The organism is Alistipes dispar, assembly GCF_006542685.1.
Lineage (GTDB): Bacteria > Bacteroidota > Bacteroidia > Bacteroidales > Rikenellaceae > Alistipes > Alistipes dispar.
Window position 1 is genome coordinate 1,020,510 of sequence record NZ_AP019736.1, and the last position, 18,983, is coordinate 1,039,492.

Here is an 18,983-nt window from a genome sequence, read left to right on the forward strand (position 1 = left end):
ACGCTATGTTCGATCAATTTTCCGAACGCCACATCGGCGTCAGCAACCCCGCCGAGCTGCAAAAGATGCTCGACGTGATCGGCGTCAGGTCGATCGACGAACTCCTCTCGCAGGTCATTCCGCAGTCGATCCGCCTCAAGAAACCGCTGGCTCTGCCCGAAAAGGGGATGAGCGAATACGAATTCGCCGCCCACATCCGCGGGCTGGCCGCACGCAACCGCTGCCTGCGCTCGTTCATAGGCATGGGCTACTATCCGTGCGCCGTGCCGGCCGCCGTCTCGCGCAACGTCTTCGAGAATCCCGCGTGGTACACCTCCTACACCCCCTACCAGGCCGAAATATCGCAGGGCCGCCTCGAGGCGTTGCTGAACTTCCAGACCGCGGTCATCTCGCTCACGGGCATGGAGATCGGCAACTGTTCGCTGCTGGACGAAGGCACGGCCGCGGCCGAGGCGATGCTGATGATGTTCTCGCTGCGTTCGCGCGAAGCCGTCAGGGAGGGCCGCAACCAGCTCTTCGTGGACCGCAACCTCTTCCCGCAGACGCTCGACGTGCTGCTCACGCGCAGCGAGCCGTTCGGCATCGAACTGATCGTGGACGACTACGAAGAATACGAATTCACGGGCCGGGAGTTCGGCGCCGTCGTGCAGTATCCGGCCGCCGACGGCGCCGTGCGCGACTACGCCGACTTCACCGCCGCGGCGCACGCCCGCGGCGCGCTCGTCACGGCCGTCTGCGACCTGCTGGCGCTGGCGCTGCTGAAGGCGCCGGGCGAGTGGGGGGCCGACATCGCCGTCGGCACGGCGCAGCGGCTCGGGACGCCGATGAGCTTCGGCGGCCCGGCGGCGGGCTACATGACCACGCGCGAAGCCTACAAGCGCAACATGCCGGGACGCATCATCGGCGTCTCGGTGGACCGGCTGGGCAACCGCGCGCTGCGCATGGCGCTCCAGATGCGCGAGCAGCACATCAAGCGCGAACGCGCCACGTCGAACATCTGCACCGCTTCGGCGTTGATGGCCTCGATGACGGGTTTCTACTGCGTTTACAACGGTCCCGAAGGATTGCGGCGCGCCGCACGCACGGCACACCGCGCCGCCGTGACGACAGCCCGCGCGCTGGAGGCGATGGATTACCGCCTCGCGTCGGAGGCATTCTTCGACACGCTCGAGGTGGAGGCCGAGGCCGCCGTCGTGCAGTCGCTGGCCCTCGACGAAGGCATCAACTTCTACTATCCCTCGGAGGGTACGGTCCGCCTGTCGTTCGACGAGGTGACCACCCCCGCCGAGATCGAGACCGTCATCGGCATCTTCCGCGCCGCGAAGGGCCGCAAGGCGAAGGCCGTGAAACACGCCGCCGAGGACGCCATCCCCGCCGCGCTGCGCCGCGAATCGGCCTTCCTCACCGAACCGGTCTTCAACCGCTACCGCTCCGAGAGCGCCCTGATGCGCTACATCAAGACGCTGGAACTACGCGACATTTCGCTGGCCAACTCGATGATCCCGCTCGGCTCGTGCACCATGAAGCTCAACGCCGCGGCGCTCATGCAGCCGCTCTCGCTGGCCGGGTTCCAGGCCATGCACCCCTTTGCACCGGCCGACCAGGCCGAAGGCTACCTGGAGCTGATCGCCGGACTGGAAAAGGACCTGGCCACGATCACCGGACTGGCGGCCTGCTCGTTGCAGCCCAACTCGGGCGCCGCGGGCGAGTACACGGGCCTGATGGTGATCCGCGCCTATCACCAGAGCCGCGGACAGGGCTACCGCAACGTGGTGCTCATCCCCGCCTCGGCACACGGCACGAACCCCGCGTCGGCCGCCATGGCGGGCATGAAGATCGTGACGGTGGCGTGCGACGAACGCGGCAATATCGACGTGGAGGACCTCGAGGTCAAGGCCCGCGAGCACGCCTCGGAGCTGTGCGGGCTGATGGTCACCTACCCCTCGACACACGGCGTCTTCGAGAGCCGCATCCGCGAGATCGTGGACGCCGTCCACGACGCGGGCGGACAGGTCTATATGGACGGCGCGAACATGAACGCGCAGGTGGGGCTGACGAACCCGGGCTACATCGGCGCCGACGTCTGCCACCTGAACCTCCACAAGACCTTCGCCATGCCGCACGGCGGCGGCGGTCCGGGCGTGGGTCCGATCTGCGTGGCCGAACACCTCCGGGCGTTCCTGCCGTCGCATCCCGTCGTGGCGACGGGCGGCGACGAGGGCATCACGGCCGTCGCCTCCGCACCGTGGGGCTCGGCCCTGCTGCTGCCGATCACCTACGGCTACATCAAGATGCTGGGCGAGGAGGGGCTGCGCCGCGCCACCGAAATGGCCATCGTGAACGCCAACTACATGTCCTCGGCACTCAAGTCGGAGTACCGCACCTATTATTCGGGCGAGACGGGCCGCGTGGGCCACGAGATGATACTCGACCTGACGCATTTCAAGAAGGAGTACGGCATCGACTGCGGCGACATCGCCCACCGCCTGATGGACTACGGATTCCACGCCCCGACGCTCTCGTTCCCCGTGCACGAGACGCTCATGGTCGAACCCACGGAGTCGGAGCCGAAGGAGGAGATGGACCGCTTCATCGAGGCGCTCGTGGCCATCAAGCGCGAATGCGAGGCCGCGGCGGCCGCCGGCACGGCGGACAACGTCGTGGCGAACGCCCCCCACACGGCCGTCGAGCTGGCCGGGGAGTGGCCGCACCCCTACTCGCGCATGGAGGCCGCCTTCCCGCTCGAATGGGTCCGCCGCGCGAAGTTCTTCCCCTACGTGACGAAGATCGACAACGGCTACGGCGACCGCAACCTCTGCTGCCGCAACTGCGACTGATCCTCCGCGGGTCCGGACCCGCGACGACCCTGCCGCGGCGGCGGGGAGCCATTGCGCTCCCCGCCGCCGCCCGTTTTTCCGACGGAGAGCGATAAAATCCGCCCATTATTTGGCAACTCGCCCCGAAGTGCTTACCTTTGTCTGATTCCGGCCGGGTCCGGGCGCACGCGCGGCGACGGCCCGGCGGAAGCAGGCCCCGAAAAGGGAAACAACCGAAACAGTACAAGACGACATGAAAGCAGAAAAGAACAAAATGGTCGGTGTGGATTACAAACTCACCGTAGACGGACAGATCGCGGACCAGTCGCGTCCGGGACAGCCCCTCGAATTCATCTTCGGGACGGGCATGCTGCTGCCCAAATTCGAAGAGGCCATCGAGGGCAGGGAGCCCGGCGAGAAGGTCTCGTTCACGCTCTCTCCGAAGGACGGCTACGGCGAGCTGATCGCCGAGGCGGTGGTCGATCTGCCGAAGAACCTCTTCATGGTGGACGGCAAACTCGCCGAGGACATCCTCTTCGTCGGGTCGCAGGTCCCGATGAGCGACTCGCAGGGCAACCGCATGACGGGCATCGTCAAGGAGGTCGGCGACGAGCACGTGAAGATGGACTTCAACCACCCGATGGCGGGCAAGACGCTCAACTTCGACGTGGAGGTGGTCTCGGTGCGCGACGTCACGCCCGAAGACCTGCAGGGCCGCTGCTCGTGCGGTTCGTGCGGCGACGGCGGATGCGGCGACGGATGCTGCGAAGGCCACGACCACAACCACTGCGACTGCCACTGATCCGAACGGAACGCAGACCGGACCCGCCGGGTCCGGAACAGGCAGGCGCGGGGCCTTTCCTTTCCGGAAGGTCCCGCGTCTGCGTCGGAAGCCGCCCCATGCACACGCTGCGACAATATCTTTTCACCCTCTCCGACCTGCGCGGGCTGGCCCGCACGCTGGGCGAGGCGGAGGTGTGCCGCGACGCTGCGGGACGCCCCGAATACGCGGTAGGGAACTCCGCCGCCGTCTTCCGCATCCGCCACGCCGGCCGCATCCGGTCGCTGCGGTGCTTCCTGCGCCCGATGCGCCACCTGCGGGAGATTTACGGCGAACGGCTGCTCGAACGGGAGCTCTTCCTCTACGACTCGGTCGGCCCGGCGGCTTCGGGAGAATGGGTCGATGTCGTGCTGGACGAATGGATCGAGGGCGAAACGCTCCGCGAAGCGGTCCGCCGGGCCGCCGGAGCCGACGACCGGATGCGCCTGGCCGGGCTCTCCGCGGCATTCGACACGCTGGCCGCCGCGATGGTCTCTGACCGGACGGCCCACGGCGACCTGAAGCCCGAGAACCTCATCGTCGATCCCGCAGGAGCGCTGCACCCGATCGACTTCGACGCCGCCTTCCTCCCCGCCTTCGCCGGGGAGCAGAGTCCCGAGCTGGGCACGGCGGCCTACCAGCATCCGGCCCGCACGGCGGCCGATTTCGACGCTTCGCTGGACGACTATCCGGCCGCGCTGATCTCCACGGCGCTGCACGCGCTCCGCGTCGATCCGACGCTACACGACCGTTACGGCACGGCGGACGGGCTGCTCTTCACCCCGCGGCGGATTCCGGACGAAGCACCCTACCGCGAGGCGCTGGCGCTGTTCGAACGGCACGGCATGGCGGCCGAATACCGGATCGCCCGCCTGCTCGCCTCCCCTTCGCTGCGGCTCTTCGGTCTGGGCGAGCTGCTCGCCGCCGTCCGGCACGAACCGCCGGAGACCGCCGAAACGGACGGAGCGGACCGCGGATCCCCCGCTCCGGAGACGCGCCCCGCGCCGGAGCTTTTCGCCGCAAACGGACTGTGGGGCTACCGCACGGCGGAACGGGTCGTCGTCCCGCCGCTCTACGACAACGGCTTCGACTTCTCCGAGGGGCTGGCCGCCGTCTGCCTCGGCCGCACTTGGCACTACATCGACCCCGAAGGCCGCATACGCCTCAGTTGCCCCGGATGCGAGGCCGCGAAACCCTTCCGCGGCGGGCGGGCGCGGATCGTGCGCGACGGCCGCCGGCTGGAGATCGACCGCACAGGCCGCGAGTTTGCGATTTAACCGCAAATCGTTATATTTGCATCTGCATAACCTTTCCCGAACGATGACGACGCACCGCAAACTGACCCCCGACGAAATCTCCGCACTCGAACGCCTCGGCAACTCGGCCGAGAACTGGGACGCGGTGGAGGTCCCGGAGACGTTCTCGCCGTCCGGGATTCTGCAAAGCCGGCTGGAGGGACGCGTCGTCCTCGACCCGGGAGCCCGCATCGTCCGTTCGCGCGTCAGGAACTACCGCATCGGCGAGGGCTCGTCCGTCGAGGGCGTCACGGCGCTCGAATGCCGCTCGCGCTCGGCCTTCGGCAACGGCACGGCGGTGGCCGCGATGAACGAATGCGGCGGCCGCACGGTCCCCGTCTTCGACCGTCTGTCGGCACAGGTCGCCTACGTGCTGGCCATCTACCGCCACCGCCCGCAGACCATCGCGGCGCTGGAGGCGATGATCCGCACCTACGCCGAGGAGCGCTCCTCGGAACTGGGCGAGGTGGGACGCGGCTGCCGGATCGTCGGGGCGCGCTTCATCCGCGAGGTCCGCATCGGCGACGACTGCCGGATCGACGGCGCCTCGATGCTCTGCAACGGCACGCTCTGCGACGGCTGCCGCGTCGGCGTGGACGTCAAGGCCTACGACTTCATCGCCGCCGAGCAGGCGCGCCTCGACAACGGCGCGACCGTCGAGCGGTGTTTCGTGGGCGAGAGCTGCCGGCTGGACAAGGGTTTCACGGCCGTCGATTCGCTCTTCTTCGCCAATTCGCACTGCGAGAACGGCGAGGCGGCCTCGATCTTCGCCGGGCCCTACACCGTCTCGCACCACAAGTCGTCGCTGCTCATCGCCGGCATGTTCTCGTTCTTCAACGCCGGGAGCGGTTCGAACCAGAGCAACCACCTCTTCAAGAGCGGCCCCGTGCACCAGGCCGTCCATCTGCGCGGATGCAAGTTCGCCAGCGGGACCTACGTCATGTCCCCGGCACTCGAAGGGGCCTTCACGATGGTCATGGGACACCACTCCTACCACCACGACACCGCGATCTTCCCCTACTCCTACCTCATCGAGAAGGAGGACCGCTCGGTGCTGATGCCCGGGGCGAACCTCACGAGCTACGGCGCCGTGCGCGACATCGAGAAATGGCCGGCCCGCGACCGCCGCGAGGTGCGGCGCGACACGATCAACTTCGAGGAATACAACCCCTACGTCACGGGGGCGATGCTCCGGGCCGTGGACACGCTCCACTCGCTCGAAGAGGGCGATCCCGACGCCGCGGAGTACGGCTACAACAAGACGATGATCCGGGCCGCGGCCCTGCGGCGGGGCCTGAAGCTCTACAACAAGGCGATCGTCGCGGCGCTGGGCGCGATGCTCGGCCGGGGCGCCTCGTCGGAACGCTACGACGGCGGCGGACGCTGGATCGACGCGGCGGGACAGTACATCACCCTGCGCGAGACCGAGGCGATTCTGGACGCGATCGACCGCGGGGAGCTCCCGACGACCGACGCCGTGGACAACCGGTTCCGCGTCTTCTTCGTCCACTACGACGACTACGCCCACAGTTGGGCCGAGCAGGTCTGCGCCGCGATGCTGGGACACGCACCGACGGCCGAAGAACTCAACGACGTGATCGCCGCGGGCCGCAACGCGCACGAGGCGATGCGCCGCACGACCGACGCCGACCGCGAGCGCGACTGCTCGCCCGAGATGGCCGTCGGCTACGGCCTCGACGGCGACGGGACGACACGCATGGAGGACTACCGCGCGGTGCGGGGTCTCCGATAACGCACAAGACGCAACTTTCACCGGAATATGTACACGCAAAGCATCACTCGCAGCCGTCGCACGGCCTTCTTCCTGGCCATCGACTGTTCGGGTTCCATGGCCGAACCGATCCGCTTCCGCGGACGGCCGACGACCAAGGCCGAGGCCGTGGCGTCGGTCGCCAACGGACTGTTGTTCGAACTGATCGAACGGGCGCGCCGCAGCGACGGCGTACGGAACTATTACGACATCGCCGTATTGGGCTACTCGGGCGACGACGAGGTTTCGTCGCTGCTCCCCGGCGACCGCGACACGCTGTCCGTCACGGAGCTGGCGGCCGTGCGGCCCGACGTCCGGCGCGAGACGGTCGAATGCCGCCTGCCCGACGGAGGCATCGCCCTGCGCGAACTGCCCGTGCCGGTCTGGATCGAACCCCGCGCCGCGGGACAGACGCCCATGTGCGAGGCGCTGCGGCGCATCCGCGACCTCGCGGCGGCGTGGTGCGCCGACCCCTCCCACGCGGAGAGCTTCCCGCCGACCGTGTTCAACATCACCGACGGCGAGGCCACCGACTGCGACGAGGAGGAGCTGCGCGCCGTGGCCGAGGAGATCAAGGCGCTCCGCACGGCCGACGGCAACGTGCTGGTGGTGAACATCCACATCGCCGCGGCGGACACCTCCGCAGCGTCGTTCTTCCCCTCGGAGGAGGAGCCGCGCTACCCGAACCGCTACGCGGCGCTGCTCTACGACTGTTCGAGCGTCATGCCCGCCGTCTTCGACGAGGCGATCCGCGCGGCGAAAGGGCCGGGCGCCGTCCCGCCCTTCCGGGGCGTGAGCTACAACGCCTCGGCCGACGAACTGGTAGCCATGCTCAACATCGGGTCCATCAGCGTCAAAACCGAATAGCCATGACACCTACCCTGCAAACCTTCGCCCGGGCGCTGCTGACGCCCGACCTCTCGTTCCGGACGCTCGCCGACGCCCGCGTCGCGGCCGGTCCCGACGGACTGCCCCGCCTGATGCGCACGACCCGTTTCGCCGAGGCCGAAATCGCCTGGCGCGGCGAACGGTGGCTGCTGTTCCTGCCCCTCTCTCCCGCGGCGCTGCACACGGTGGAGCGCACGGCCTCGCAACTGCGGCGGATCGACACGGACCGCCTCGCGGAGTACCGGACGCTGCCCGGGGAGCTTCTCTGGCAGGACGCCGCGGGATCGCCGCAGCGCACGACGCTGGTGCTCCAGCACCTGCCCGCAGGGAGGAGCTTCGACGAGGCGCTGTGCTCGGAACCGGGACAGCGGCTGCTCGATGCGCTCGACGAACTGCGGCAGGCGCTCCGCGAAATCGGGTTCTCGCACAACAACCTCCGCCCCGAAAACCTGTGCTGGGCGGGCGGACGCTTCATCCCGCTGCGCTACCACGACGCGCGGTTCGGTCCGACGGGCAGCGACGACGAAGCGTTCGAGGCGCTGCGGGAACGGATTTTGCAGCACTCCGGACCGCCGACCCTCTCCGACACGACGGCCTCCTACTCGCCCCGGCGCCGCCTCACGGGCCACCGCTGGACGAGCCATGCCTTCGAAGGGCTGGTCTGCGTCGAAGACGAAGGCGGGTACGGATTCGTCGATACGGACAACCGCCCCGTCATCCCGGCACGGTTCCGCTGGGCGGGCGATTTCCGCGAGGGACGCGCCGAGGTCGAGACCGAGACCGGCATGGGGCTCATCGACCGCGAGGGACGCTATGTCATCCGGCCCGAATACGAGATCGTCGATTACGATCCGGCGCAAAGCGTCGCCCGCGTGCGGCAGCACGGGCGCTGGGCCCTGTTCGACTACCTCGGGCGACGCCTCACGGAGTTCGGCGAGGCGGACGACCGGGAGGAAACCGACTGAAACACGACACGAAAAAAATAACACGAAACCACCATGGAAACAACGAAAGTCCTCATCATCGGCAGCGGCCCGGCCGGGTACACCGCCGCCATCTACGCTTCGCGCGCCAACCTGCAACCGATCCTCTACGAAGGCATCGAGCCGGGCGGACAGCTCACGACGACCACCGAAATCGAGAATTTCCCCGGCTACCCCGACGGCGTGGACGGCAACCGGATGATGGCCGACCTCAGACGTCAGGCCGAGCGGTTCGGAGCCGATCTCCGCACGGGAACCGTCACGAAGATCGACCTGTCGTCGCGGCCCTTCCACGTCATCGTGGACGGAACGACGGAGCTGGCGGCAGAGGCGGTCATCATCGCCACGGGCGCCTCGGCCAAATACCTCGGGCTGCCCTCCGAGACGAAATTCCGCGGCCAGGGCGTGAGCGCCTGCGCCACCTGCGACGGCTTCTTCTACCGGAAGAAGGATGTGGCCGTAGTGGGCGGCGGCGACACGGCCTGCGAGGAGGCCACCTACCTCGCCTCGCTCTGCCGCAAGGTTTACATGATCGTCCGCAAGCCCTTCCTGCGCGCCTCGAAGGCGATGCAGCAGCGCGTCATGCAGACCCCCAACATCGAAGTGCTGTTCGAACACAACACGGCCGAGGTGCTGGGCGACGAGACGGGCGTGACGGGCGCCCTGCTGCGCAAGACCGACGGATCGGAGCGGCGGATCGAAATCTCGGGCTTCTTCCTCGCCATCGGACACCACCCCAACACGGAGCTTTTCGCCGACCAGCTGGAGCTCGACGCCGAAGGGTATATCCGCACCGAACCCGGAACCTCGAAAACCAGCGTCGAAGGGGTCTTCGCCGCGGGCGACGTGCAGGATCCGCACTACCGGCAGGCCATCACCGCCGCCGGATCGGGCTGCATCGCGGCGCTCGACTGCGAACGATTCCTGCTGCGATAATCCCCTCGATATCCGATTCGATGAAACATATTCCGATCCTCGCATGCACCTTGTGTGCCGCCTGCGCGATGAGTTCCTGCGCCGTAGAGACCACCTACATCGGCAAGACCTATCCGGTCACCGACAATCCCGAACTCTTTTTCAGTTGGAACGACGTGCCCGGAAGCTACGAAACGATGGGGCGCATCATAGCCACGCCCCAACCCTTCAGCGACCTCGAGGAGGCACAAAAGGCCATCGAAAAGTGCGCCCGCGAAAAGGGCGCCGACGCCGTGGTCTTCGAAGGAATCAGCCACACGGTTTCCGAGCCGACCTTCACGACGACCGAGCATATCGAAAAGAGCGACGACGGCAGCAGCACCCGCACCGCCACGACCCAGCGCAACGTCATGGTTACGAACCGGCTCGAAGCGACCTTCATCAAATTCCGGCGATAATCCCATGAGTTTCGCGGTCACCATCCTCGGCTGCTCCTCGGCCAAACCCACGCCCGACAGGCATCCGTCGGCGCAGGCGGTGAACGTCCACGAACAGTATTACCTCGTGGACGCGGGCGAGGGCGTGCAGCAGCAGCTCGTCCGCTACGGCATCAACCCGCTGAAACTGCGGGCCGCATTCATCTCGCACCTGCACGGCGACCACGTCTTCGGACTTTTCCCGCTGCTCTCGACGCTGGGGCTTTACGGCCGCCGCACCCCGCTGGAGGTCTTCGCCCCGGCGCCCTTCGGGGAGCTGCTGGCCTGCCACCTGCGCCATTTCGACACGGAGCTCCCCTACGAGGTCGTGTGGCACGAGGTGCGGACGACCGAACACGCACTGCTGTACGAGAACCGCACGCTGGAGGTGTGGAGCATCCCGCTGCGCCACCGCGTGCCGTGCGCCGGATTCCTCTTCCGCGAGAAGGAGCCGCCGCTGAACGTAAACAAGTCCAAGATCGCGAAATACGGGCTGTCGATCGCCCAGATCGCCGCAGCCAAACGGGGCGAGGCGGTGCGGCTCGACGACGGCACGCTCCTCGGAAACGGCGAACTGACCTACCGGCCCTACGCCCCGCGTTCGTACGCCTACCTCTCGGACACGAACTTCTCGGCCAGGGCCGCGGAGCTGTGCCGGGGCGCGGACCTGATGTACCACGAGGCGACCTACGCCGCCGCCGAGCGGAAAATCGCCCGCGAACGCGGCCACTCGACCACCGAGGACGCCGCGAAGGCCGCCCTCAGGGCGGAGGCCCGGCGGCTCGTGATCGGCCACTACTCGTCGCGCTACAAGGACGCCGAGGCGCTGGCCGGGGAGGCCCGGCGGCTCTTCCCGGAGAGTTACGCGGCGCAGGAAGGAGCTACCTTTACGATCGAAAAACGACCATGACGAAAGCCGAAATACAACTCGTCCGCGCGCTGGCCGACAAACGCGGCCGCGCGGAGCACGGACTGTTCGTCGCCGAGGGCGCGAAGCTCATCGGCGAACTGCGCGCCTCGCACCTCCGCGTGCGCCGGATCTATGCGCTGGAGGGCGTCTTCGACGGTCCCGGCGTGGAGACCGTCTCGCCGCGCGAGATGGAGCGCCTGTCGCTGCTCAAAACGCCGTCCAACTCGCTGGCGACGGTCGAAATCCCCCGCTACCGGCTCGACGCCGAACGACTGGGCGACCGGCTCGCGCTGGCGCTCGACGAGGTGCAGAACCCCGGGAATCTGGGCACGATCATCCGCCTGGCCGACTGGTTCGGCATCGGGGAGATCGTCTGCTCGCCCGGATCGGCCGACTGCTTCAACCCCAAGGTCGTGCAGGCCACGATGGGGGCCATCCTCCGCGTCCGGGTCCACTACGCCGAACTCGCGCCGCTCCTGGCCCGGGCGGCCGGGCGGGGCGCGCCCGTCTATGGCACGTTCCTCGAGGGGGAGAACATCCACACGGCCCGCATCGACGGACGGAGGGGAATCGTCGTGATGGGGAACGAGGGCCGCGGCGTCACCGGCGCCGTGGCGCACACCGTCACGCACAAACTCTTCATCCCGCCCTACCCCGCCGACCGCCGCAGCTCCGAATCGCTCAACGTGGCGATGGCCACGGGCATCGTCTGCGCAGAGTTCCGCCGACGGGCCGCGGACAACGGCTGAAACAGCCGCAGACGGGCGCCCCGCGGCCGAAGGAAGACACCGCCCGGGAAAAGGCCGCGGGCCCGACGCCGGAGAGCGGACGCGGAACGCGGAAAAGCCGAATTTTTCAAGGAAATACCCCCGCGGAGTATTGGTTATTCTGAATATTTTATACCTTTGTAGGTTGAAACACACCTGTCTATGTCAGAACAGAAACTCAAAATAGGCATCACGCAGGGCGACCCGAACGGCATCGGCTGGGAGGTCATCCTCAAGGCGCTCGCCGATCCGCGCATGACGGAGCTTTTCACCCCCGTCATCTACGGATCGCCGAAAGCCGCCGCCTATTACCGAAATACGCTCCGGGAGACCGAACCCGTGCAGTTCGCACCCGCGGCCTCGGCCGCCGAGGCGCGGCGCGGGAAGATCGCGCTCGTCGCGGCCGGCGAGGTGGAACAGCCCGAACCGGGCCGTGCGACGGCCGAAGCGGGCCGCGCCGCCGTCGAAGCGCTGCGCGCCGCCGTGCGCGACCTCAAGGCGGGCGAGCTGGACGCCGTCGTCACGGGACCTTTCGACAAGGAGACGGTCCAGAGCGACGAATTCGGCTACACGGGCCACACCGAATACTTCGGGGCCGAACTGGAGGGCGAACCCATGATGATCATGTGCAGCGACCGGCTGCGCGTGGGCCTCGTGACGAAACACATCCCCGTCTCGGAGATCGCCCGCAGCATCTCCAAAGAGAAGATCGTCCGCGACCTGGCGACGCTGCGCCGCTCGCTCGTCGAGGACTTCGGAGTGGTCGAGCCGCGCATCGCCGTCATGGCCCTGAATCCCCACGCCGGAGACGGCGGACTCGTGGGCCGCGAGGAGGAGGAGACGATCCGTCCGGCCATCGTCGAGGCGTTCGGGCAGGGCATCCTGGCCTTCGGTCCCTTCGCCGCCGACGGGCTTTTCGCCGGAGGCGGATACACCCGCTACGACGGCATTCTGGCCATGTACCACGACCAGGGACTGGCGCCGTTCAAGACCCTTTCGCCCGACGGGGTGAACTTCACGGCCGGACTCGCGGCCGTAAGGACATCGCCCGATCACGGCGTGGCGTTCGACATCGCCGGAAAGGACCAGGCCGACCCGCAGTCGATGCGCAACGCGATCTACGCGGCCATCGACATCGTGCGGCACCGCCGCGCACGGGCCGAGTGGACGGCCAACCCGCTGCAACGGGCCGAACGCGAGAAGTCGAACCGCGACGTGTCGGTGAAGGACCTGCCGCAGACCGACAAGGAGTAACCCCTCCGACGCGCGACGGGAATGAAGCCGCGGATATTGTGGCGGACGGGCGTGTCGCTGGCGGCGGGCTGGACGGCCGTGGGAATCCGGAACCTCTGCCGGCTGTCGGCCGGCGGCGGGAACGACACCGGCGAGGTCGTCTCCGATCTCGTTCTCGACGCCGCCTGGATCGTCTGGTCGCTCGTCCTCGCCCGCAGGGCACGACGGGCGATGATGCGGGAGAAGGCGCTCGAAGCCGCGGCGGACGATCCCGAAGCGGAGCATCCCGGCGGACGGGCAAAGGCCCGCCGGCGAAGATACGAAAAACCGTAAGGACAAAAACCGGGCAACCCGGAGGCGTATTCCGTCTCGTAATTGTGGAAGCGCCGAAGGCCCCGAAACTTTAATATTCGATCTTATGATTAAAATTACATTTCCCGATGGCTCGGTAAAGGAGTACGCCAAAGGGACGACTGCGTACCGGATCGCGGAGAGCATCAGCCCTCGTTTAGCTGCTGACTCGCTGGCGGCCTCGGTAAACGGCGCGACGGTGGACATGACGCGCCCGATCGAAACGGACGCTTCGGTCAAGTTCTACAAATGGGACGACGACGAGGGCAAGCACGCCTTCTGGCACACTTCGTCGCACCTGCTGGCCGAGGCCCTCGAGGCGCTCTACCCGGGCATCAAGTTCGGCATCGGCCCCGCCATCGAAAACGGCTTCTACTACGACGTCGATTCCCCGACGCCGATCACCGAGGCCGACCTTCCGCGAATCGAACAGAAGATGCAGGAGCTCTCCCGCAACAAGGAGCAGCTCGTCCGCCGCGAGGTCCCCAAGGCCGAAGCGCTCAGGACCTTCACCGAAAAGGGCGACCAGTACAAGGTCGAGCTGATCTCGGACCTCGAGGACGGCACCATCTCCTTCTATACCAACGGCGCGTTCACGGACCTCTGCCGCGGACCGCACATCCCCAATACGGGTTACATCAAGGCGCTGAAGCTCACCTCCGTAGCGGGAGCCTACTGGCGCGGCAACGAGAAGAACAAGATGCTGACGCGCATCTACGGCATCTCGTTCCCCAAGAAATCGATGCTCGACGAGTACCTCAAGATGATGGAGGAGGCCAAGAAGCGCGACCACCGCAAGCTGGGCAAGGACCTCGAGCTGTTCTGCTTCTCGCAGCGCGTGGGGCAGGGCCTGCCGCTGTGGCTGCCCAAGGGCGCCGCGCTGCGCGACCGGCTGGAGCAGTTCCTGCGCAACGTGCAGAAGGAGTACGGCTACCAGCAGGTCATCACCCCGCACATCGGCAACAAGGAGCTCTACGTCACCTCGGGCCATTACGCCAAATACGGCAAGGACTCGTTCCAGCCCATCCACACCCCGATCGAGGGCGAGGAGTACCTGCTCAAACCGATGAACTGTCCGCACCACTGCGAAATCTACCGCTCGAAGCCCCGTTCGTACAAGGAGCTGCCCGTGCGTCTGGCGGAGTTCGGCACGGTTTACCGTTACGAGCAGTCGGGCGAGCTGCACGGACTGACGCGCGTGCGCGGCTTCACGCAGGACGACGCGCACCTGTTCGTACGGCCGGACCAGCTGCTCGAGGAGTTCGAGCGGGTGATCGACATCGTGCTCTATATCTTCAAGACGCTGAAGTTCGACAACTATACGGCACAGATTTCGCTGCGCGACCCCAACAACCGCGAGAAGTACATCGGTTCGGACGAGAACTGGGAGAAGGCCGAGTCGGCCATCATCCGGGCGGCCGAGGAGAAGGGGTTGCAGACGGTCGTGGAGTACGGCGAAGCCGCCTTCTACGGCCCGAAGCTCGACTTCATGGTAAAGGACGCCATCGGCCGCAAATGGCAACTGGGAACGATCCAGGTGGACTACAACCTCCCGGAGCGCTTCGACCTGACGTACAAGGGCGCCGACGACAAGCTGCACCGCCCGATCATGATCCACCGCGCACCGTTCGGCTCGATGGAGCGCTTCGTGGCCGTGCTGCTCGAACACACCGGCGGCAAGTTCCCGCTGTGGCTCTCGCCCGAACAGGTCGTGGTGCTTCCCATCTCGGAGAAGTTCAACGACTACGCCCGCAAGGTCTCGGAATACCTCAACGCCAACGACGTCCGCGCGGAGGTGGACGACCGCAACGAGAAGATCGGCCGCAAGATCCGCGACAACGAGCTCAAGCGCATCCCCTACCTGCTGATCGTCGGCGAGAAGGAGGAGGCCGAAGGACTGGTTTCCGTCCGCGCGCAGGGCGAGGGAGACAAGGGTCAGATGACCACCGAAGCCTTCCGCGATTTCCTCACGGGACTCGTCCGGGAGGAGGTCGAGGCCAACAGGCTGAAAAAGAAATAAACCGATTCATCAACTAATACTTTTACAACTATCGCAGCACCGAAACCATTCCCGCCGAGGCCGTTCAACCCCGGGAATAACAGACCGAAACCGGACAACCGCTTCGGACGCAGATTGCCCGAAAAGGAGAATCCGCACCGCATCAACCAGCAGATCACCGCACCCGAGGTGCGCGTGGTGGGCGACAACGTGGAGCAGCCGCAGGTCATGTCGATCCGCGACGCCCTGCGTCTGGCGGACGAGATGGAGCTCGACCTGATCGAAATTTCGCCCAAGGCCGATCCCCCCGTCTGCCGCATCGCCGACTACCAGAAGTTCCTCTACCAGCAGAAGAAAAAGGCCAAGGAGCTGAAGGCCAACCAGGTGAAAGTGACCGTCAAGGAGATCCGGTTCGGACCCCAGACCGACGACCACGACTACAACTTCAAGCTCAAGCACGCCATGAACTTCCTCAAGGAGGGTTCGAAGGTGAAGGCCTACGTCTTCTTCCGCGGCCGCTCGATCGTCTTCAAGGAGCAGGGCGAAATCCTGCTGCTGCGCTTCGCCACCGACCTCGAGGAGGTGGCCAAGGTGGAGATGATGCCCAAGCTCGACGGCAAGAAGATGAACATGATGCTGGCTCCCAAGAGCAAGAAGTAAGGATTCCCGGCAGCGGGTGCGGCACGCGGCAGAACCGCGCGCCGCACCGCACAAGGGCCTGTACGACGCACGGAAACGGCGGCTACGGAACGGAACGATCCGGACCGCAGCCGCCGTTTCTCTTTCCGCCGATGCGGGCCCGGACCGAATTTCCGAAACCCGCCCCTGCGGCAGGGCCTCTGCCGGAACGGCGGAACGTCCCGCCCGCCGCGGCTCCGCGGCCGATGTCCTTCCCCGCGGATGCAAAACCCGGCGGCAGGACTTGGTCGTGCGCCCGGTTTGCACTATCTTTGCACTCGATGATTCCCTCCGACGACATATTCCGTATCGCGGACGACGCGGCTTTCGAACGGGCCGCCCTGGCGCTGTTCCGGCGGCAGGCCGCGGAGTGCGCCCCCTACCGCGAGTACCTCGCGCTCATCGGTGCGGACCCCGCCCGGGTGCGGCGCGCCGCGGAGATTCCCTGTCTGCCGATCGGACTTTTCAAAACGCACGAGATCTACTGCGGCGACGCGGAGCCCGAAGCCGTCTTCACGTCGAGCGCCACGACGGGCATGACCTCCTCGCGCCACCCGATGCGGTCGCTGGCGCTCTACGAGGAGACGTTCCGCCGCGCATTCCGCACCTTCTACGGCGACCCGGCCCGGTGGAGCCTCTACGCCCTGCTGCCCAACTACCTGCGCCGCAAAGGCTCGTCGCTGATCTACATGGCCGACCGCCTGATCGGCGACTGCGGCTCGGGCGGCTTCTACCTCGACGACTACGACGCGCTGCTGGCGGCGATGCGCGCGGACCCGAAGCCGAAGATCCTGCTGGGAGTGAGCTATGCGCTCTGGGACCTCGCGGAGCGTTACGCCCCGAAGCTGGAGAACACGGTCGTAATGGAGACGGGCGGCATGAAGGGCTACCGCGAAGAGATTCCCAAAGAGGAGTTCCACCGGATCCTCTGCCGGGCATTCGGCGTCGGGGCGATCCACTCGGAATACGGCATGGCGGAACTGACCTCGCAGGCCTACTCCGCAGGCGGCAACCGCTTCCGCTGCCCGGCCTGGATGCGCGTGGCGGCGCGCGACGTCAATGACCCGTTCTGCACGCTTCCGGCAGGCGCACGCGGCGGACTGAACATCACGGACCTGGCGAACCGCTGGTCGTGCGCCTTCATCCAGACCGAGGACGTCGGACATGTCGGAGCCGACGGCTCGTTCGTCGTCGAGGGGCGCATCGACCGCGCGGACATCCGGGGCTGCAACCTGCTGGTGCAGGAATAACCGAACAACCGAACCAACGCATGAAAACCGTAGCTTTCGTACCGATCCGGCTCAACAGCCAGCGCGTCGCGGGCAAGAACCTGCGCCTGCTGGGCGGCGAGCCGCTCATGTGCCACATCCTCCGGACGCTGACCCGCACGGAGGGCATCGACGAAGTGTGGGTTTACTGCAGCGACGAGAGCATCCGTCCGCTGCTGCCCGAGGGCGTCCGCTTCCGGCGGCGCAGCGAGGAGCTGGACCGCGACACCACGCTGGGCCGCGAGATTTACGACAGCTTCACCTCCGAGGTCGATGCCGACCTTTACGTGCTCGCGCACGCCACCTCGCCCTTCATCCGCGCGGAGACCGTCGCCGCGGCGCTCGGCAAGGTCCGCTCGGGAGCGTACGACTCGGCCTTCAGCGCCGAACGGATCCAGACCTTCGCCTGGTACGGGGGCCGGCCGCTGAACTACTCGCCCGACGCGATTCCCCGCACGCAGACGATCGAACCGATCTACATCGAGACCAGCGCCTTCTTCATCTTCCCGCGCGCGTTGTGGCGCGAACGCCACCGCCGCATCGGCGACCGCCCCTACATGGCCGTCGTGGACCGGATCGAGGGCATGGACATCGACTATCCCGAGGATTTCACGATGGCCGAAATCATCGCCGCCAGCCGGACCCTGCCCCGGTAGCGGCCAAAGAGGCCTTCCGACGAGTCGGAGCCTTACGATTCGCCCCCGTCGGAGGTAGCTCCGACGGGGGCGATTTTCGTTCGCGGAGACATCTCGGGCGGCTTTTCCCCACATCCGCCCGCCGTCCCGCAACGGCCGGCATCACTCCGCGGCCCGTTCGTAGGCGTCGATCATCGACCCCCGGGTGCAGTTCACGATCCGCGCCCCGAGCGAGGCGGCGTAGTCGCGCAGCACCTCGTGGCCGCGGAACAGTTCGGCCACCTCGGCCAGATACGATGCCATCGTATAGGGTACGGGCGGAACCTTCCGGAAAACCGGCTGCGGCGCCGCGGGCGCTCCCGCATCGTAATAGTGCCGGTCGGCACGGCAAAGACGGTTCCAGCCGTCCACGCACAGCCCTTCGAGCAGCGTATGGTCCACGCCGTACAGCTCCACGCGCCTGTACCCCAGCAACAGCGCGACATACTCCCCGACCTGCACCACCGTCCCGAAATTGGCGCTTCCCAGCCCGCGGCGGAAGAGCCAAAACTCCACGCTGCGGAATCCGCGGTACATGTAGGTATGGAACGGCACGATGCGGATGAGCGGATTGGGCAGCACGGCCCGATAGTCGAACCGCTCGGGGTTGTAATACTGCACGTAGAGCGTCATCGGCCAGGAGACCCGCTCGTTCATCGCCCGGTAAAGCCCGGCCACACGGTCGCGGAAGGCACTCTCGCGGAAGAACATCGGGTCCGAAAGCACGTAGTAGGCCGGACGCAGGAGGGTGAAACGTTCGTCGAGCGCGAAAAAATTGACCGCCATGAAGTCGCGGTCCCCGGTCCGCTCCAGCAGGCCGGGCAATTCGCGGGCGAGCGACGGGCCGTTGCCCAGAACGGCCATCGTCTCCCGCGGCCGTCCGGTCTGGACGCCGCCCGGAACGCCGACGGAATCCTCCGCGGCCGGACCGCCGCCCTTCGCGCTCCCGGACCGACCCGGCCCGGCCTGCCCGGCGCCCGCCCCGGGCGTCCGTCCCGCCCGCCCGACATAGTTGCGGAAATCCTCCTTCACGGCCATCACGGCAAAATACAGCACCGTGTCGAACGTATTGCGGATCAGACGGATTATCTTCTCGGAAAAGGTCATGCGCGCGTTTTATTTGCAAAAATAGCAAAAGA

Annotated in this window: 17 protein-coding genes; 16 read left to right on the forward strand and 1 reads right to left on the reverse strand. The window is 66.6% G+C overall.

All coding sequences use genetic code 11. The annotated features are described in order from the left end of the window. Positions 1-5: 5 nt before the first annotated feature. The 16 genes from gcvP to FME97_RS04685 all read left to right on the forward strand — a co-directional run bounded on the left by gcvP (position 6) and on the right by FME97_RS04685 (position 17,826). A complete protein-coding gene (gene gcvP, locus FME97_RS04610) occupies positions 6-2,837 on the forward strand; it encodes an aminomethyl-transferring glycine dehydrogenase (protein ID WP_141428092.1) in 2,832 nt (943 codons plus the stop codon). Between the two features lie 232 nt (positions 2,838-3,069). Next, on the forward strand, positions 3,070-3,618 hold the full coding sequence (locus FME97_RS04615; RefSeq protein ID WP_141428093.1) for an FKBP-type peptidyl-prolyl cis-trans isomerase: 549 nt from the start codon (positions 3,070-3,072) through the stop codon (positions 3,616-3,618). Positions 3,619-3,716: 98 nt separating this feature from the next. Further along, positions 3,717-4,913, forward strand: a complete 1,197-nt coding sequence (locus FME97_RS04620) for a WG repeat-containing protein (protein WP_141428094.1) — start codon at positions 3,717-3,719, stop codon at positions 4,911-4,913. A gap of 43 nt (positions 4,914-4,956) precedes the next feature. Further along, a complete protein-coding gene (locus tag FME97_RS04625) occupies positions 4,957-6,684 on the forward strand; it encodes a DUF4954 family protein (RefSeq protein WP_141428095.1) in 1,728 nt (575 codons plus the stop codon). Between the two features lie 27 nt (positions 6,685-6,711). Beyond that, positions 6,712-7,569: a vWA domain-containing protein gene (locus FME97_RS04630; RefSeq protein WP_141428096.1), complete on the forward strand. Its 858-nt coding sequence runs from the start codon at positions 6,712-6,714 to the stop codon at positions 7,567-7,569. Between the two features lie 2 nt (positions 7,570-7,571). Next, positions 7,572-8,555 carry a WG repeat-containing protein gene (locus tag FME97_RS04635; RefSeq protein ID WP_141428097.1) on the forward strand — a complete coding sequence of 328 codons (984 nt, stop codon included), beginning with the start codon at positions 7,572-7,574 and terminating at the stop codon, positions 8,553-8,555. Positions 8,556-8,588: 33 nt separating this feature from the next. After that, a complete protein-coding gene (gene trxB, locus FME97_RS04640) occupies positions 8,589-9,509 on the forward strand; it encodes a thioredoxin-disulfide reductase (RefSeq protein WP_141428098.1) in 921 nt (306 codons plus the stop codon). Positions 9,510-9,529: 20 nt separating this feature from the next. After that, a complete protein-coding gene (locus tag FME97_RS04645; RefSeq protein ID WP_141428099.1) occupies positions 9,530-9,946 on the forward strand; it encodes a hypothetical protein in 417 nt (138 codons plus the stop codon). Between the two features lie 4 nt (positions 9,947-9,950). Continuing rightward, positions 9,951-10,874: a ribonuclease Z gene (locus tag FME97_RS04650; protein WP_141428100.1), complete on the forward strand. Its 924-nt coding sequence runs from the start codon at positions 9,951-9,953 to the stop codon at positions 10,872-10,874. Beyond that, positions 10,871-11,623: an RNA methyltransferase gene (locus FME97_RS04655; protein WP_141428101.1), complete on the forward strand. Its 753-nt coding sequence runs from the start codon at positions 10,871-10,873 to the stop codon at positions 11,621-11,623. The genes FME97_RS04650 and FME97_RS04655 overlap by 4 nt, the downstream gene beginning before the upstream one ends. A gap of 180 nt (positions 11,624-11,803) precedes the next feature. Next, positions 11,804-12,895 (forward strand): 4-hydroxythreonine-4-phosphate dehydrogenase PdxA, encoded by a 1,092-nt coding sequence (gene pdxA, locus FME97_RS04660; protein ID WP_141428102.1) that lies wholly within the window; start codon positions 11,804-11,806, stop codon positions 12,893-12,895. A 21-nt stretch (positions 12,896-12,916) separates the two neighbouring features. Then, complete coding sequence (locus FME97_RS04665) at positions 12,917-13,207, forward strand: hypothetical protein (RefSeq protein ID WP_141428103.1); 291 nt, start codon at positions 12,917-12,919, stop codon at positions 13,205-13,207. An 85-nt stretch (positions 13,208-13,292) separates the two neighbouring features. Then, positions 13,293-15,245, forward strand: a complete 1,953-nt coding sequence (gene thrS, locus FME97_RS04670; RefSeq protein WP_141428104.1) for a threonine--tRNA ligase — start codon at positions 13,293-13,295, stop codon at positions 15,243-15,245. Between the two features lie 114 nt (positions 15,246-15,359). Beyond that, entirely contained in the window at positions 15,360-15,884 is a 525-nt protein-coding gene (gene infC, locus FME97_RS04675; RefSeq protein ID WP_141428105.1) for a translation initiation factor IF-3, read from the forward strand. Positions 15,885-16,183: 299 nt separating this feature from the next. Further along, on the forward strand, positions 16,184-17,152 hold the full coding sequence (locus FME97_RS04680; RefSeq protein ID WP_141428106.1) for a long-chain-fatty-acid--protein ligase: 969 nt from the start codon (positions 16,184-16,186) through the stop codon (positions 17,150-17,152). A 20-nt stretch (positions 17,153-17,172) separates the two neighbouring features. Further along, positions 17,173-17,826, forward strand: coding sequence for an acylneuraminate cytidylyltransferase family protein (locus FME97_RS04685; RefSeq protein ID WP_141428107.1), 654 nt, complete (start codon positions 17,173-17,175; stop codon positions 17,824-17,826). 141 nt (positions 17,827-17,967) lie between these two features. On the opposite strand, the gene FME97_RS04690 is transcribed toward FME97_RS04685, so the two are convergent. Beyond that, positions 17,968-18,951: a hypothetical protein gene (locus FME97_RS04690; RefSeq protein WP_141428108.1), complete on the reverse strand. Its 984-nt coding sequence runs from the start codon at positions 18,949-18,951 to the stop codon at positions 17,968-17,970. Positions 18,952-18,983: the final 32 nt, after the last annotated feature.

Excerpts from the sequence above, each read along its gene's own strand:
- gcvP (WP_141428092.1), top strand. The coding sequence starts at position 6 with ATGTTCGATCAATTTTCCGAACGCCACATCGGCGTCAGCAACCCCGCC.
- FME97_RS04615 (WP_141428093.1), top strand. The coding sequence starts at position 3,070 with ATGAAAGCAGAAAAGAACAAAATGGTCGGTGTGGATTACAAACTCACC.
- FME97_RS04620 (WP_141428094.1), top strand. The coding sequence starts at position 3,717 with ATGCACACGCTGCGACAATATCTTTTCACCCTCTCCGACCTGCGCGGG.
- FME97_RS04625 (WP_141428095.1), top strand. The coding sequence starts at position 4,957 with ATGACGACGCACCGCAAACTGACCCCCGACGAAATCTCCGCACTCGAA.
- FME97_RS04630 (WP_141428096.1), top strand. The coding sequence starts at position 6,712 with ATGTACACGCAAAGCATCACTCGCAGCCGTCGCACGGCCTTCTTCCTG.
- FME97_RS04635 (WP_141428097.1), top strand. The coding sequence starts at position 7,572 with ATGACACCTACCCTGCAAACCTTCGCCCGGGCGCTGCTGACGCCCGAC.
- trxB (WP_141428098.1), top strand. The coding sequence starts at position 8,589 with ATGGAAACAACGAAAGTCCTCATCATCGGCAGCGGCCCGGCCGGGTAC.
- FME97_RS04645 (WP_141428099.1), top strand. The coding sequence starts at position 9,530 with ATGAAACATATTCCGATCCTCGCATGCACCTTGTGTGCCGCCTGCGCG.
- FME97_RS04650 (WP_141428100.1), top strand. The coding sequence starts at position 9,951 with ATGAGTTTCGCGGTCACCATCCTCGGCTGCTCCTCGGCCAAACCCACG.
- FME97_RS04655 (WP_141428101.1), top strand. The coding sequence starts at position 10,871 with ATGACGAAAGCCGAAATACAACTCGTCCGCGCGCTGGCCGACAAACGC.
- pdxA (WP_141428102.1), top strand. The coding sequence starts at position 11,804 with ATGTCAGAACAGAAACTCAAAATAGGCATCACGCAGGGCGACCCGAAC.
- FME97_RS04665 (WP_141428103.1), top strand. The coding sequence starts at position 12,917 with ATGAAGCCGCGGATATTGTGGCGGACGGGCGTGTCGCTGGCGGCGGGC.
- thrS (WP_141428104.1), top strand. The coding sequence starts at position 13,293 with ATGATTAAAATTACATTTCCCGATGGCTCGGTAAAGGAGTACGCCAAA.
- FME97_RS04680 (WP_141428106.1), top strand. The coding sequence starts at position 16,184 with ATGATTCCCTCCGACGACATATTCCGTATCGCGGACGACGCGGCTTTC.
- FME97_RS04685 (WP_141428107.1), top strand. The coding sequence starts at position 17,173 with ATGAAAACCGTAGCTTTCGTACCGATCCGGCTCAACAGCCAGCGCGTC.
- FME97_RS04690 (WP_141428108.1), bottom strand. The coding sequence starts at position 18,951 with ATGACCTTTTCCGAGAAGATAATCCGTCTGATCCGCAATACGTTCGAC.